14 protein-coding genes are annotated in these 15,703 nt (G+C 32.0%); 12 read left to right on the top strand and 2 right to left on the bottom strand.

The features are described 5' to 3' along the window. Window positions 1–34 precede the first annotated feature (34 nt). The gene (locus OD917_RS08650) at window positions 35–2,173 is read right to left on the bottom strand and encodes an LTA synthase family protein (RefSeq protein WP_263523149.1); all 2,139 of its coding nucleotides are present in this window, start codon (window positions 2,171–2,173) and stop codon (window positions 35–37) included. Between the two features lie 199 nt (window positions 2,174–2,372). Between OD917_RS08650 and OD917_RS08645 the strand changes: the two genes are divergently transcribed. The 11 genes from OD917_RS08645 to OD917_RS08595 all read left to right on the top strand — a co-directional run bounded on the left by OD917_RS08645 (window position 2,373) and on the right by OD917_RS08595 (window position 13,167). Then, a complete protein-coding gene (locus OD917_RS08645; RefSeq protein WP_263523148.1) occupies window positions 2,373–3,035 on the top strand; it encodes a response regulator transcription factor in 663 nt (220 codons plus the stop codon). A 4-nt stretch (window positions 3,036–3,039) separates the two neighbouring features. Beyond that, complete coding sequence (locus OD917_RS08640; protein ID WP_263523147.1) at window positions 3,040–4,446, top strand: sensor histidine kinase; 1,407 nt, start codon at window positions 3,040–3,042, stop codon at window positions 4,444–4,446. A 306-nt stretch (window positions 4,447–4,752) separates the two neighbouring features. Further along, the gene (gene hisG / locus OD917_RS08635) at window positions 4,753–5,610 is read left to right on the top strand and encodes an ATP phosphoribosyltransferase (protein WP_263523146.1); all 858 of its coding nucleotides are present in this window, start codon (window positions 4,753–4,755) and stop codon (window positions 5,608–5,610) included. A gap of 104 nt (window positions 5,611–5,714) precedes the next feature. Next, the gene (gene hisD / locus OD917_RS08630; RefSeq protein ID WP_263523145.1) at window positions 5,715–6,998 is read left to right on the top strand and encodes a histidinol dehydrogenase; all 1,284 of its coding nucleotides are present in this window, start codon (window positions 5,715–5,717) and stop codon (window positions 6,996–6,998) included. A 104-nt stretch (window positions 6,999–7,102) separates the two neighbouring features. Then, entirely contained in the window at window positions 7,103–8,149 is a 1,047-nt protein-coding gene (hisC, locus tag OD917_RS08625) for a histidinol-phosphate transaminase (RefSeq protein ID WP_263523144.1), read from the top strand. A 54-nt stretch (window positions 8,150–8,203) separates the two neighbouring features. Beyond that, window positions 8,204–9,340 (top strand): bifunctional histidinol-phosphatase/imidazoleglycerol-phosphate dehydratase HisB, encoded by a 1,137-nt coding sequence (gene hisB / locus OD917_RS08620; RefSeq protein WP_263523143.1) that lies wholly within the window; start codon window positions 8,204–8,206, stop codon window positions 9,338–9,340. Between the two features lie 87 nt (window positions 9,341–9,427). Then, window positions 9,428–10,018: an imidazole glycerol phosphate synthase subunit HisH gene (hisH, locus tag OD917_RS08615; protein WP_263523142.1), complete on the top strand. Its 591-nt coding sequence runs from the start codon at window positions 9,428–9,430 to the stop codon at window positions 10,016–10,018. A gap of 103 nt (window positions 10,019–10,121) precedes the next feature. Beyond that, on the top strand, window positions 10,122–10,847 hold the full coding sequence (gene hisA, locus OD917_RS08610) for a 1-(5-phosphoribosyl)-5-[(5-phosphoribosylamino)methylideneamino]imidazole-4-carboxamide isomerase (protein ID WP_263523141.1): 726 nt from the start codon (window positions 10,122–10,124) through the stop codon (window positions 10,845–10,847). 82 nt (window positions 10,848–10,929) lie between these two features. Then, window positions 10,930–11,685, top strand: coding sequence for an imidazole glycerol phosphate synthase subunit HisF (gene hisF / locus OD917_RS08605; RefSeq protein ID WP_263523140.1), 756 nt, complete (start codon window positions 10,930–10,932; stop codon window positions 11,683–11,685). A gap of 98 nt (window positions 11,686–11,783) precedes the next feature. Continuing rightward, window positions 11,784–12,380: a bifunctional phosphoribosyl-AMP cyclohydrolase/phosphoribosyl-ATP diphosphatase HisIE gene (hisIE, locus tag OD917_RS08600; RefSeq protein WP_263523139.1), complete on the top strand. Its 597-nt coding sequence runs from the start codon at window positions 11,784–11,786 to the stop codon at window positions 12,378–12,380. Window positions 12,381–12,525: 145 nt separating this feature from the next. After that, window positions 12,526–13,167, top strand: coding sequence for a hypothetical protein (locus OD917_RS08595; RefSeq protein ID WP_263523138.1), 642 nt, complete (start codon window positions 12,526–12,528; stop codon window positions 13,165–13,167). Here OD917_RS08595 and OD917_RS08590 read toward each other — a convergent pair. Then, window positions 13,128–13,826 (bottom strand): carbohydrate-binding family 9-like protein, encoded by a 699-nt coding sequence (locus tag OD917_RS08590; protein ID WP_263523137.1) that lies wholly within the window; start codon window positions 13,824–13,826, stop codon window positions 13,128–13,130. The genes OD917_RS08595 and OD917_RS08590 overlap by 40 nt on opposite strands. Window positions 13,827–13,993: 167 nt before the next feature. Here OD917_RS08590 and OD917_RS08585 point away from each other — a divergent pair, with 167 nt between their 5' ends. Further along, a complete protein-coding gene (locus OD917_RS08585) occupies window positions 13,994–15,649 on the top strand; it encodes a M1 family metallopeptidase (RefSeq protein ID WP_263523136.1) in 1,656 nt (551 codons plus the stop codon). The last annotated feature ends 54 nt before the right edge of the window (window positions 15,650–15,703 follow it).

The following is a 15,703-nucleotide window of genomic DNA, read 5'->3' as shown; positions in this document are numbered from 1 at the left end:
AAAGATTTGAGGCTTTTTTAATGATTGTAATCAATTAATTATGAACATTGGCATATAGTTTTTTATTCTTAGCTGCTAAATCTTTAAACTGATATTCTTTTTCTTTCAATACATAAGAAGCTGACTGATAGTATGAAATGGTTTCATTGGCTAAATTTTTGTTTTCAGCTTTCAGCGGAATTTCATCATAATGTATTTGAAATTCAGGAGAAATTCCAGCTTTCTCATTAAGTTTTAATTGAAACTGCTTGATTTGCTGTTTTGGAGAAAGAATCGTTAAAACATTATCTTTTATTAAACCTAAATCCTGATAAGTTGCAATAAAAGCTCTAGGCTGGTAATCTGGTTTGAAAACATCACGGCCAAAGAATTTACTTTCGTAATCAAAATTAAGTAATCCAAATAATGTTGGCATAACGTCAATTTGAGACATCAATTTATTAAATTTTTCAGGCTTCGCATTTGGAATATAAATTAGAGCTGGAATTCTATATTTATCTACAGGAAGCTCAGTTTTTCCCGCGCTCGAAGCGCAATGATCCGCAATAATTACAAAAACTGTATTCTTGAACCAAGGCTGTTTTTTAGCTTGCTTAAAGAATTGGCTTAAAGCGTAATCGGTATATTTTACACCTCCGTCGCGAGATTTGATATTTCCAGGAATATCAATTTTATTATTCGGATATGTAAAAGGTCTGTGATTACTCACGGTCATAATATGGTTGAAGAAAGGCTTGTTTTGATTTGCCTCAAGATTCATGATTTTGATCGCTTTATTGTACATATCTTCGTCACACACTCCCCATACATTAGAAAAAGTCACTTCGTTTTCAGCAAAGCTTGATTTATCAATAATTTGATATCCATTTCCAGAATAAAAATCTTGCATGTTATCAAAAAAAGCATCACCCCCATACATGAATTTTACATTGTAACCTTTTTGAAGAAAAACAGATCCAGTCGAAAATTTATTTTTGTTATCTTCTCTTTTTACAACACTTTCTCCAGCAGTTGGGGGAAGGCACAAAGTAACTGCTTCTAGACCACGCACAGTTCTGTTTCCAGCCGCATATACATTTGTAAAGAGTAAGCTTTTTTGTGCAAGACTATCTAAAAAAGGTGTAATATTTTGTTCGTTTCCGTACATTTTCATGAAATCAGCACTTAAGCTTTCAATTGTAATTAAAACCACATTTTTGTGTTGTTCCAGCGAATCTTCTTTTATTTCACGCAAAGTGCTTTTTCCTGAAATAGTAGGTATTTCTTGTTTTAATATTGCAAAGGCTTTTTCGTTTGGAATGGTTTTGTAGAATTTAAAATAATCTAATTTGTTATTCTGAAAAGCCAAATAGAACTTGTAAATACCATTAGACTGTAATTCATTTACAAATACATTTTTAGAGTTTTCCGTTTTTGCTAAACTCGGAACAGCCAATAAAGAAAAAACAAATAAAACGGTGTAAATAGCTGTAATTTTTAATTTTTCATTGAAACTAGGAATCTCGTCAATATAGTTTCTTGATTTTTTTATAATGAGAAACGTAATAATTCCAGTTATAATAAACAAGGCAGAGAAAATAGGGACTACCGGATAAGACTGCATAATATTTCCAATTACTTCGTTAGTGTAAATCAAATAGTTGACAGCAATAAAATTGTATTTTACACCAAATTCATTCCAGAAGAAAAATTCACTTATTCCATTTTGAAGAATTAATAAAACGTATAAAAAAATCACAAAGGCAAAAAGCCAAAATCTGATTTTATCTCGATGCCTTGGCAAGAAAAGAAAAAGGGAAAATAAAAGTGTTTTTATAGCAACAAAAATCATAACAATTCTTGGTAAAGCGCCACCATATTCATCAAAAACACTTTTTCCAGAAGCTGTATAAATTAAAAGCGCGACGAAACCTCCCAAAATAATGTATCCGTAAGGTTTGTTGTATTTAGAATTTGAAATAAAAATAAGATAAAGCCACAAAAAAACTGAAGCTAAAACAAAGACAAAAAAGTCAGATGCTAAACCTAATGAAAAGATTTTCAAGCTTTCAGCAAATGTAAACGAACTTTGTGTAATTGGATGAAACAGTAAAACTATTCTAAGTATGAAACTCACAATAAAATAGAATATTGTAAGAGTGTAAAAAGGTGAAAGTTTTTTATAAAAATCCATAAGTTTTATTTTTATACAAAATTACTTTCGAATGATTAACGCCAGATTAAGTTCAACTTTTACCTTACTTAACGTTAACTTAAAGTTTGCTTAAGATGCTGGTTCTCTTCATTTCTTGATAATTAGGCTTATTTCTGAGAGTGAAATTCTCTATCTTTGAATTGTAAAATCGAATGCGAATCTTAATTAAATACGATAAATGCATATTTTAATAGTAGAAGACGAAATAGGAATTGTCCAATTTCTAAAACAAGGTTTACAGGAAGAAGGTTATCAAATAACAACTGCAGCTGATGGTTCTAAAGGCTTTGAGTTGGTTCAAGAGCAGAAATTCGACTTGATTCTTTTAGATTGGATGCTGCCAAAAATCAACGGACTTGATTTGTGTAAAGCCATTAGAATTAAAGATCAAGATACTCCCATCATTTTTTTGACAGCAAAAGATACCGTTCAAGAAACTATAGAAGGTCTGAAAGCTGGCGCAAACGATTATATCAAAAAGCCTTTCAGTTTTGAAGAATTGGTTGAGCGTATTAAGGTGCACTTTAGAAATAAGAAGCAAACAGAGAGTTTGACGCTTGGAAACATAACAATGGATTTGTCTAAGCATATTGTTTTAAAAGGTATGGAGGAAATTTCGTTAACGCAGCGAGAGTTTGAGTTATTAGCTTATTTGATTCAGAATAAAGGAAAAGTTTGTACTAGAAATCAGATTTTGAGAGATGTCTGGGAAATCAATTTTGAATATGATACAGGTGTTATAGATGTTTTTATGAATGCAATTCGTAAAAAACTAAACCTAAAAATTGAAGAAGATTACATAAAAACCATCCGCGGCATTGGATATATCGCCAATGATTAATAAAATGACATCATTATCTTTTAGAAATAGAATAGCATTAAATTATATTGTAGGAACTGGGCTGTTGGTTTTAGCAGTCTTTTCAGCTATTTATTTTATTGTAAAACTGACAGTTTACAATCATATCGATGAAAATCTAAACATCGAAGTTCAGGATCATTTTAAAGAATTAAGAATAGAAAAAGGCGCTATAGTTTTTATGGATGCTGAAGAGTGGGAGGAAAGAGAACACAATTCAGTCGATGTAAACCCTATTTTTGTTCAGTTTTTGGATTTGAACAAAAAAATTATTGAAAAATCGCCGAATTTAAAAAATGAAAAACTTGTTTTTCATGAAAGCAAAGTGCTTTTTCATCCTTTTGATAGTAAATTATTGGGTAGTAAAATTCGTCAGATTCAAGTTCCACTTCAAATAAAATCAAAAAAAGTGGGTTATTTGATTATTGCCATGTCATTGTCTGATTCTTCAAAGGTTTTGGATAATCTGATGGATACTTTACTGATTACTTTTCCAATCATTCTATTGATTCTTTTTTTTCTTGCGAGATTTTATGCGGGACGAAGTATTAAACCGATAAATAATATTATTCAAACCTCTAAGATCATTACAAAAGACAATCTTAAAGCAAGAATTCCTTTGCCAAAAACAAGAGACGAATTGTTCACACTTTCTAAAACAATCAACAATTTATTGAACCGAATTGAAGACGCAATTGAACGTGAAAAACAGTTTACTTCTGATGCTTCGCATGAGTTAAGGACGCCACTTACAGTTATTAAAGGAACACTTGAAGTACTTGTCCGTAAACCTAGAGATAGTAAGGAATACGAAGAAAAAATAAACTATTGTATTAATGAAGTAGACCACCTAAATTCTCTCGTAGATCAACTGCTTATGATGGCTAGATTTGAGAATCAGAAACAGAATATTCTTAAAGAAAATGTTTATCTAAATGCAGTAATTTTAGATGTTCTCAAATTAAATGCAGAGAAAATTAAAGCAGAAAAAATAAACGTAATTTTAAATTCTCCGGAAGAGTTTTATATTTATTCTGATAATTATTTGGCGGTAACGATTCTTCGAAATATAATTTCAAATGCCATAAAATATTCAAAGCCTGATAGTGAAGTTAAAATCTCATTATCGAGAGAAAATGATAAAATCATATGCAATATTTCAGATCAAGGAATTGGAATTGCAAAGAAAGATTTAGAGTCTATTTTGAATCCGTTTTTTAGATCAGATTCGTTAAATCATTCTGAAATTAAAGGAACTGGACTTGGTCTATTTATTGTAAAAAGAATGACAGATCTGCTTCAAATTAAATTTAAAATTGAAAGTGAAATCGGAAAAGGAACCAAAGTATTACTGGTTTTTGAAGAATATAATAATTCGTTAAAGCAATTTTAAAATCATTAACTAAAATGCTGTCTAAAACATTTTTTAACAATAAACTACCGTTAAGTTAAAATAAAAATTGCTTTTTAATTATTTTATCTAGTATATTTGCAACCGAATCAAAGAAGTAAAAAACAAAACAAATCATGATTTCAATTCAATTACATCATCATCATTTACATTATTGCTCTCAAGCGATGTGTTAATGGTATGCATGTAAATCATCATATTTTAAAACCCGTTTGAGTACATCAAACGGGTTTTTTAATTCTAACTCTCTTTGTACTCAAACTATTAATCCAAACAAACAACTAAAAAATGAGTACTTTAAAAATTGCAATTCAAAAATCTGGTCGTTTAAACGAAGACAGCATTCAAATTCTAAAAGACTGCGGTATTTCAATCAACAATGGAATCGACCAATTAAAAGCTGAAGCTTCAAATTTTCCTCTTGAAGTTTTATACTTGAGAAATTCTGATATTCCGCAATATCTAATTGATGGAGTTGTAGACTTAGCAATCGTTGGCGACAATCTTTTGGTAGAAAAAGGAAAAGGAATTGAAGTAGTTCAAAAATTGGGATTCTCAAAATGTAAAGTTTCTGTAGCTGTCCCTAAAACATTCGAATACAATTCAGTTCAAGATTTAGCCAATCTTCGTGTTGCAACTTCATATCCAAACACTGTTAACGAATATTTCAGTAAATTTGGTTTAACTGTCGACATTCACCAAATTTCTGGTTCTGTTGAAATTGCTCCAAATATTGGTCTTGCAGATGCGATTGTAGATATTGTTTCAAGCGGAAGCACCTTATTCAAAAACAACTTAAAAGAGGTTGAAGTTATTTTGAAAAGTGAAGCTGTTTTAGCAGTTTCTCCAAAAGTTTCTCCAGAAATCCAAAAACACATTGATACTTTAAAATTCAGAATTCAAGCAGTTTTAAGAGCTAGAAATTCAAAATATATTCTAATGAACGTTCCAAATGATAAAATCGAAGCTGTTGGAAAAATTCTTCCAGTTTTGAGAAGTTTAACGGTTCTTCCGTTGGCACAAGAAGGTTGGAGCAGTGTTCACTCTGTGATTGATAAAGATACTTTTTGGGACGTAATCGATCAATTGAAAGAAGTAGGAGCAGAGGGAATTCTTGTTTGCCCAATTGAAAAAATGGTTCTTTAGGACTTCGCCTGCTTTAGGCAGTAAGCCTTAAGCTTTATGCCTAAAAAAAATACAAAGTTAATTAGCTTATAGCCTAGAGCTTAAAGCTTAAAGCGAAAAAAATAATGAATAAAATAGACAATCCAAAACCAGAAACCTGGTCAGAAATATTAAAAAGACCGACTCAAACTGTTGACGATATTGAAGTTACGGTAAAAGAAATCTTCAAAGAAGTTCAAAGAAAAGGAGATGAAGCTGTAGCTAAATATACTTCTATTTTTGACGGAATTTCATTAGGTAATTATCAAGTTTCTCAAGAGGAGATCAATGAAGCGATTAGTTTGATTCCAAGTGAATTAAAAGAAGCTATTGAATTAGCAAAAAACAATATTTATAAGTTCCACAACGCTCAAAAAACAGACAGAGTTGAAGTTGAAACAATTGAAGGAGTGAATTGCTGGCAGGAAAAAAGACCAATTCAGAAAATTGGATTATACATTCCGGGAGGAACAGCTCCTTTATTTTCTACTGTTTTAATGTTGGCAGTTCCAGCTGAAATTGCGGGCAGTAAAGAAGTTGTATTATGTTCTCCTCCAGATAAAAAAGGAAAAATTAATCCCGCAATTTTATATGCAGCAAATTTATGTGGTGTAACTAAAATTCTAAAAGTAGGCGGAATTCAAGCGATTGCTGGAATGACTTTCGGAACGCAATCAATTCCTAAAGTATATAAAATTTTCGGACCTGGAAATCAGTTTGTAACAGTAGCAAAACAATTGGCAACACAATTTGGAGTTGCAATAGATATGCCTGCAGGACCTTCAGAATTATTAATTGTGGCTGATGATACAGCAGTTCCAGCTTTTGTTGCTTCAGATTTATTATCTCAAGCAGAACACGGAACAGATAGTCAGGTGATTTTGGTTTCGACTTCAAAAAAACTAATTGATGAAGTTGAAAAAGAAGTTCAGTCACAATTAGAAGTGCTTCCAAGAAAAGCAATCGCAGAGAAAGCAATCGAAAATTCAAAATTAATTTATGTTGAAAACGATCAGATTGCTTTGGATTTAATCAATGAATATGGGCCAGAGCACTTTATAATCTGTTCAGAATATGATGATTTCTACTGTAACGGAATCGTAAACGCGGGTTCTGTTTTTATTGGAAATTATACACCAGAAAGTGCTGGAGATTACGCTTCAGGAACCAATCATACATTACCAACAAATGGTTATGCTAAAAATTACAGTGGTGTAAATTTGGATAGTTTTATGAAATCTATGACATTTCAAAAAATCACAAAAACTGGAATTTTGAACATAGGATGCGCCATTGAAAAAATGGCTGAAGCTGAAGGTTTGCAGGCGCATAAAAATGCTGTGACTTTGAGATTGAAGAGTTTAGAATAAATTTAAGAGAAAAGAATATAGAACAAAGAATATAGAAATTTTATTTGTTAGAATGACAAATCTATTCTCTTTACTCTATTTTCTATATTGTAAAAAATAAGACAATGAATACTTTCGATATAAATACTATAACACGTGAAAACGTGAAATCTTTAAAGCCATATTCTTCTGCAAGAGATGAGTTTGAAGATTTTGATACAGCAGATATGATTTTTTTGGATGCCAATGAAAATCCGTTTCAAAATGGAGTGAATCGTTATCCAGATCCGCAACAGAATTCGGTTAAAGCTATTTTGGCTAAGAATAATTTAGTAAAACAAAATCAGATTTTGCTAGGAAACGGAAGTGATGAAGTTTTAGATTTACTTTTCAGAGCTTTCTGCGAACCTAATAAAGACAATATTATTTCGCTTCCACCAACATACGGAATGTACGGTGTTTTAGCGAATATTAATGCGGTACAAAATAGGGAAATCCTCCTATCGATAGATTTTCAGCCACAAGTTGAAAAGATTCTAGAAGCGGTTGACGAGAATACAAAAATCATCTTTTTATGTTCGCCAAATAATCCAACTGGAAATTCATTTTCAGATGAAAGCGTGGTAAAATTACTTCAGAATTTTAAAGGTTTAGTTGTAATTGATGAAGCTTATATTGATTTTTCAGATAAAGAAAGTTGGCTGGCAGAAATTGATGGGTATCCAAATTTAGTTATTACACAAACACTTTCTAAAGCTTATGGTTTGGCTGGAATTCGTTTAGGAGTTTGTTATGCATCTGAAGCTGTAATTTCAATTTTAAATAAAATCAAACCGCCTTATAACGTAAACGAATTAACACAGCAAAGAGCAATTGAGCGACTAAAAGATTCTGATAAAATAAAACAAGAAATAGCTTCTATTATTGAACAAAGAGAAGAATTACTTAAAGTATTGCTTGAAGTGAGTTTTGTCGAAAAAGTTTATCCAACAGAAGCCAATTTTATTTTAGCAAAAGTGGATGACGCGAATAAAAGATACGATCAGTTAATCGAAAAAGGAATCGTTATTCGTAATAGAACTACACAACCTTTATGCGAAAACTGTCTTCGTTTTACAATTGGAACAAAAGAAGAAAACGCGGTTGTAATTAGAGAATTGAAATTGTTATAAACTATGACAGACCTAACAGGTTTTTAAAACCTGTTAGGTCTCAAACTATAAAACATGAAAAAAGTACTTTTTATCGATCGTGACGGAACGATTGTTTTAGAACCAGAAAATTACCAATTAGACAGTTTGGAGAAGCTGGAATTTTATCCGAAAGCCTTTCAATATTTGGCTAAAATTGCCAACGAATTGGATTACGAATTAGCAATGGTAACTAATCAGGACGGACTGGGAACAGACAGTTTTCCTGAAAATACGTTTTGGCCAACGCAGAATTTTATTCTAAAAGCCTTTGAAAACGAAGGAGTTGTTTTTGACGAAATTTTTATAGATAGAACTTTTCCAGAAGAAAATGCGCCAACACGCAAACCAAGAACTGGAATGCTGACTAAATATTTGAATAATCCAGAATATGATTTAGAAAATTCTTTTGTTTTAGGCGATCGTTTAACAGATGTAGAATTGGCTAAAAACTTAGGAGCTAAAGCCATTTTTATGAACGATACAGACGGAGCAGGAAACAATGAAATTTCGGCAAAACGTGAAGAATTGAGCGAAACAATCGTTTTACAAACAATGGATTGGAAGAAAATCTATGAGTTTTTAAAACTAGAAGCGCGTTCAGCATCAATCACAAGAAAAACAAACGAAACAGATATTTACATCAATCTAAATCTTGACGGAACAGGAAAAAGCAAAATCGACACCGGAATTGCTTTTTTTGATCACATGTTAGACCAAATCTCACGTCACGGTCAGATGGACTTAGAAATACTTGTAAAAGGTGATTTAGAAGTTGATGAGCATCATACAATTGAAGATACGGCTATTGCTTTAGGAGAAGTTTTCGCGAAAGCGTTAGGAAATAAACTAGGAATCGAGCGCTACGGATTCTGCCTTCCCATGGATGATTGTTTAGCGCAAGCTGCAATTGATTTTGGTGGAAGAAACTGGCTGATTTGGGAAACTGAATTCAAACGTGAAATGGTTGGAAAAATGCCAACAGAAATGTTTTATCATTTCTTCAAATCATTTACGGACGGCGCAAAAGCCAACTTAAATATAAAAGCAGAAGGAATTAACGAGCATCACAAAATTGAAGCAATCTTCAAAGCTTTCGCGAAAGCAATAAAAGTAGCCGTAAAAAGAGATACTGAAAAAATGATTTTGCCTTCGACGAAAGGAATGCTTTAAAAATTTGTTTCAGTTTCAAGTTTCAGGTTTCACGTTTTGTTGAGTAACTTGAAACTTGAAACCTGAAACAAAACAAACAAAAAACAAATGAAAATAGTAATTATAAATTACGGAGCAGGAAATATTCAGAGCATTATGTTTGCTATTGAAAGATTGGGTTTTAAGGCTGTTTTGAGTAATAATCCAGAGGAAATTAAATCGGCTGATAAAGTTATTTTTCCTGGCGTGGGCGAGGCGAGTTCGGCTATGAGTAAACTTCGTGAAAGTGGTTTAGACAGCTTGATTCCTGAATTGAAGCAACCCGTTTTAGGAATTTGTCTAGGAATGCAATTGATGTGCAACAAAACAGAAGAAGGAAATACAAAAGGTTTAGGGATTTTTGATGTTGATGTTTTGAAATTTTCAAACAATGTAAAAGTGCCACAAATGGGATGGAATCAGATTTATGATTTAAAGACCGATTTGTTCAAGGGTATTTCTGAAAATGAATTCATGTATCTGGTTCATAGTTTTTACGCGCCAGATTGCGAATATGCTGTTGCTACAACAAATTATGATGTAGAATATGCATCGGCTTTACAAAAGGATAATTTTTACGGAACTCAGTTTCACCCAGAAAAAAGTGGGGATGTTGGAGAAAAAATACTTGGAAACTTTTTAAAGTTAAATTCCAATTAATAAAATCCCAAATTCCAATTTGAAATATCAAAAATCAATAACAATCAAAATATCAATTTCAATTTTTAGAATCTAAAATCGTTAATCTACAATCTAAAATCAAATGAGAATAATACCAGCCATAGATATCATTGAAGGAAAATGCGTTCGTTTATCCAAAGGTGATTATGATACCAAAATAATTTATAATGAGAACCCGCTTGAAGTGGCGAAATCATTTGAAGCACACGGAATTGAATATCTGCATTTAGTGGATCTTGATGGAGCAAAATCAAGTAAAATTGTCAATTATAAGATACTAGAACAAATTGCAACACAAACAAGCTTAAAAATTGATTTTGGAGGAGGATTAAAATCGGATGATGATTTGAGGATTGCTTTTGAAAGCGGTGCAAACCAAATTACAGGCGGAAGTATTGCGGTCAAAAACAGAGCCATTTTCGAAAAATGGATTTCAGAATATGGTTCAGAAAAAATCATTTTAGGCGCTGATGCAAAAGATGAAAAAATTGCGGTTTCTGGATGGTTAGAAGAATCAAATGAAGATTTAGTTCCGTTTATACAAGATTATCAATCAAAAGGAATTGATTATGTTATTTGCACGGATATTGCAAAAGACGGAATGCTTCAAGGCCCGAGTTTTGATTTGTATGCCAAAATTTTAGCGGAAGCAAAAGGAATCAAATTAATCGCTTCAGGAGGAATTTCAACTTTCGATGAATTACCAAAATTAGCTGAATTAGGTTGTGAAGGAACAATCATCGGAAAAGCGATTTACGAGGGAAGAATTACTTTGAAACAACTTGAGGATTTTATAATTAGAAAATGAGAAAATTTGATAATTAGATAATTTACAAAGTATGTGAAGTAATTATCTAATTGACTAATTCTCTAATTAATACATTAGATAAATGTTAGCAAAAAGAATAATACCTTGCTTAGATATAAAAAACGGAAGAACTGTAAAAGGTGTTAATTTCGTTGATTTGCGCGATGCGGGAGATCCTGTAGAATTGGCTGAGATTTACTCGGCTGAAGGCGCAGACGAATTGGTTTTTCTGGACATTTCTGCAACTGAAGAAAGACGTAAAACGCTTGTAAATATGGTACGTAGCGTGGCAGAAAAAATTAATATTCCGTTTACAGTTGGAGGTGGAATTTCATCTGTTGAAGATGTTGATATTCTGCTAAATAATGGAGCTGATAAAGTTTCGATTAATTCGTCGGCAGTAAAAAATCCGCAATTGATTAATGATTTGGCTCAGAAATTCGGAAGTCAATGTGTTGTTGTTGCAATCGATGCGAAACAAATTGACGGACAGTGGATTGTGCATTTAGTTGGTGGAAAAGTGCCAACTGAATTAAATCTATTCGATTGGGCTGTTGAAGTGGCAGAACGCGGGGCAGGCGAAATTTTATTCACTTCGATGGACAATGACGGAACCAAAAACGGTTTTGCAAACGAAGCTTTGGCTAAACTTTCAGAATTGGTAAATATTCCGATTATTGCTTCGGGAGGAGCTGGAAACATACAGCATTTTGTAGATTCGTTTAAAGAAGGAAAAGCAGACGCGGCTTTGGCAGCAAGTGTTTTTCACTTTAAAGAAATCGAAATCAAAGCTTTGAAACAAGAACTAAGAAATAATAATATAGAAGTTAGACTTTAGGAAATAGAGTCAAGAAGAAAGAAGCAAGATTTAATCTAAAAATAAAAGAATTCAGAATTAAACAATCTAATATCTAAATTCTAAAATCTAAAATAATTATGACGGTAGATATAAAAAGCGCACACGGATTAATTCCGGCTATAATTCAAGATTCAGAAACAAAAAATGTTCTGATGCTGGGTTATATGAACGAAGAATCGCTTCAAAAAACAATAGAAACGCAAAAGGTGACTTTCTTTAGTCGTTCCAAACAAAGACTTTGGACAAAAGGCGAGGAGAGTGGCAACTTTTTGAATCTGGTAAGCATTAAAAATGACTGTGATGGCGATACGCTTTTAATTCAGGCAAAACCTGTCGGGCCAACATGTCATACAGGAGCAGATACCTGTTGGCAAGAACCAAATGATGCGAATTATGGTTTTATTTCACAATTAGAAAATACAATTAAAACCCGTAGAGAAAATGCTGATTCTGAACAGAGTTATGTGGCTTCTTTATTCGAAAAAGGAATCAATAAAATAGCTCAAAAAGTAGGAGAAGAAGCTGTAGAAGTAGTTATAGAAGCAAAAGATGATAATGATGATTTATTTCTTAGCGAAAGCGCTGATTTACTTTTTCATTATTTGATTTTATTACAAGCTAAAGGTTTTCAATTGAATGATGTTATTGAAGTTTTGAAGAAACGCCAGAAATAACACAAACTTGTCATTTCGAGGAACGAGAAATCGCACTAGAAATTCACAAAGAATATCTTCAGTCTTTGTCGATTTACGAGTGCGATTTCTCCCTTCGGTCGAAATGACAAAAAGATATATTATTTTAGTACTAAATAATATTGCTATGCGATTAGTTGTATACATGCTTTTATTCTTAGTTCCGACTTTAAACTATGGCTTTAAGAAGAATGTCATGCCTTATTCTATTGTCATTTCTAAAGCTGTTTTGATAGTTGACGGAAAAATCTCTAAAGTGTCCGAAAATGAATATCAATTTACGATAAACGAATTCGTAAAGGGAAAATCAAGCTCAAAAATTAATGTAGCTATTTGGAAGGAGTGGATTTGTGATCCTAGAATAAAAGAGTTAAAAACAGGGCAGAGATTAATTTTGTTTTTAGAAAAACTGCCAAATGGCAATTATTATCCAATTAATGACAGTACAGGAGAACTTTATGTAGATAATAATTCTTTTATAGATATATTTCTTCCGAAAGATTTTTCAAACCCAACAGCTTTAAAGAAGGGGATTTGTATGTTTTTAGAGACGTACAAATGTTGTGGAGATTTTAATAACAGGTTTTATGCAAATATCTATTTTGTTAGAAATAAATCCATTTTTGAAATTTATGAGATGAAAATTACTAATTCATCATTTGGTTATTTAGTTGATAATGCTGAGTATTTTAAAGTTATTGAATTTCTACAATTTCAGTTCTTTAAAAACTATTCTGCAAACTCAAAAACAGCAAATTCTGCTGGTTGATGAAAACCAAATTTTAAACTCTTATATGGTTGTAAGGCAGTGTATTCAATTGTGTTACCGTAATCAATTCTAAAAGTGTTTCCTCTCCATTTTGTTCCAATTTTTGGCTTTTTAAATCCGCCATTTTCAATTTTTTTGAGGCTAGAAAAAGGGATTTTGATTTCTACTGTATAGCCATCAGAATTTATTTTGCTTACAGATTCCATACCTTTAATATCAAAATCCATCGAAGTATTCCATCCTCCGCATTCTGGCGAAATACATTTTAAAAGCAAATCATAATTTGTAGAAAATGCGTTTACTCCAACTTCAATATAATTATGGCTGTCTCCATCTGGATCCAGAAAAATTTCAACCAAATCATCGGTGTAAAAAATTTGAGAATCTTTGTCTTGTGTCTTTCCAATAATATTAGAATCTGTGCATTTATAAGCTAAGTAGAGATTTTTTTTATCCCACAAAAGTGAAACAAAAGTATTTTGTGTCGCTTTTTTTTCTGAATCATGAATTACAAAAGGCCCTAAAAATGGAGTTTTCCAATCAGATAAATCGCCATCAATGATTATTTTGCTCTTTGTTTTTGGAATGGGAATATTTTGCGAATTAACAGCTGCTGTTATTATTACGACCAAAGACGAAAGTATGGTGTCAAATCTCATATTTAAATTCTAATATTTTGAAACCACTAAAATAGAGAAGATTAATCAAAACTAAGGGTGTTTTTTTATCATCAAGATCATAAATTTTTAAATTTCTTGATCTGAATGTTTACATTTGTTAAAAATAAACTGATTTAATTCCTTTATTTCATACAAATTTTTAAATAATGAAAAAATACTTTAGTGGCGTTTTTATTGCCTTTTTGGTTGGTTTCACTGCAAATGCACAAGGACTTTTAAACAAGTCAGAAACTGTTTTTACGCATCAGGATACATTGCGAGGCAGTATTACAAAAGAAAGAGCTTGGTGGGATTTAAAATACTATCATTTGGATGTGAAAGTAAAGCCATCTGATAAATTTATTTCGGGTACTAACACAGTTCGTTATACTGTTTTAACAGAAAACAACAGGATGCAGATTGATTTGCAACAACCGATGAACATCACTAAAGTAACTCAAAACGGGAAAGAGTTGAAGTTTGAAAGAGATGGAAATGCTTTTTTTATCACTTTAAATGAAAAACAAAAAGTAGGAGATACGAAAGAAATCGTAATTTTTTATGAAGGAAAACCGAAAGAAGCGGTTAGAGCACCATGGGACGGTGGTTTTTCTTGGAAAAAAGATAAAAACGGAAAAGATTTTATTGCTACATCTTGTCAGGGTTTAGGTGCAAGTGTTTGGTGGCCGTGTAAAGATCATATGTATGATGAAGTAGAGAATATGCTAATCAGCGTGAATGTTCCTGGCGATTTGACAGAAGTTTCTAATGGAAGATTGAAAAGCGTAAAAAAGGAAAAAGACGGCACAAAAACATTTAATTGGTATGTTTCAAACCCCATCAATAATTATGGTGTAAATATTAATATTGGTGATTATGTAAACTTTACTGAGGTTTTTAAAGGAGAAAAAGGAAACTTAGATTGCAGTTATTATGTTTTAAAAGACAATCTGGATTTGGCCAAAGAACATTTTAAAGATGCTCCAAAGATGCTGAAAGCTTTTGAAAACTGGTTTGGACCTTATCCTTTTTACGAAGACAGTTACAAGTTGGTTGAAGTGCCTTATTTAGGAATGGAGCACCAAAGTTCTGTGACTTATGGGAATCAGTATAAGCAAGGTTATTTAGGAAAAGATCTTAGTGGAACTGGATGGGGATTAAAATTTGATTTTATCATTATCCATGAATCAGGGCACGAATGGTTTGCTAATAACATCACATACAAAGACATCGCTGATATGTGGATTCATGAGAGTTTCACTAATTATTCTGAAAGCCTTTTTATTGAGTATTATTATGGTAAAGAAGCGGCGGCTGAATATGTAATTGGATGCAGAAATAATATTGAAAACGATAAACCGATTATTGGGCATTATGACGTGAACAATGAAGGTTCTGGAGATATGTATCCGAAAGGAGCTAATATGTTGCATACAATTCGCCAGATTGTGAATGACGATGCGAAATGGAAATCGATTTTGAGAGGTTTAAATAAGACTTTTTATCATCAAACAGTTACTTCGAAACAAATTGAAGATTATATCAATGAACAGTCAGGAGTTAACTTTAACAGAGTATATGCGCAATATTTAACAACAACAAAAGTTCCGGTTTTTGAGTATATGTTTAAAAATGGAACTTTAGGATATCATTGGACCAATTGTGTTTCTAAGTTTGATATGCCTATAAAAGTGAAAATTAACGGAATAGAAACTTGGTTAAAACCAACAACAGATTGGCAATCGGTTAAAACTGAGAACGAAGATAGAAAATTGGAAGTTGATAAAAATTTCTATGTTACAACTTCAAATATTGTGGAATAAGTTTTTAAAATTCTAAAACAAAACCCGACAGATTTTTAAAATCTGTCGGGTTTG

The organism is Flavobacterium sp. SH_e (assembly GCF_025717045.1).
Classification (GTDB): Bacteria; Bacteroidota; Bacteroidia; order Flavobacteriales; family Flavobacteriaceae; genus Flavobacterium.
The sequence above is the reverse complement of the archived record's forward strand: the minus strand, read 5'-3'. Positions and strand labels throughout refer to the sequence as shown.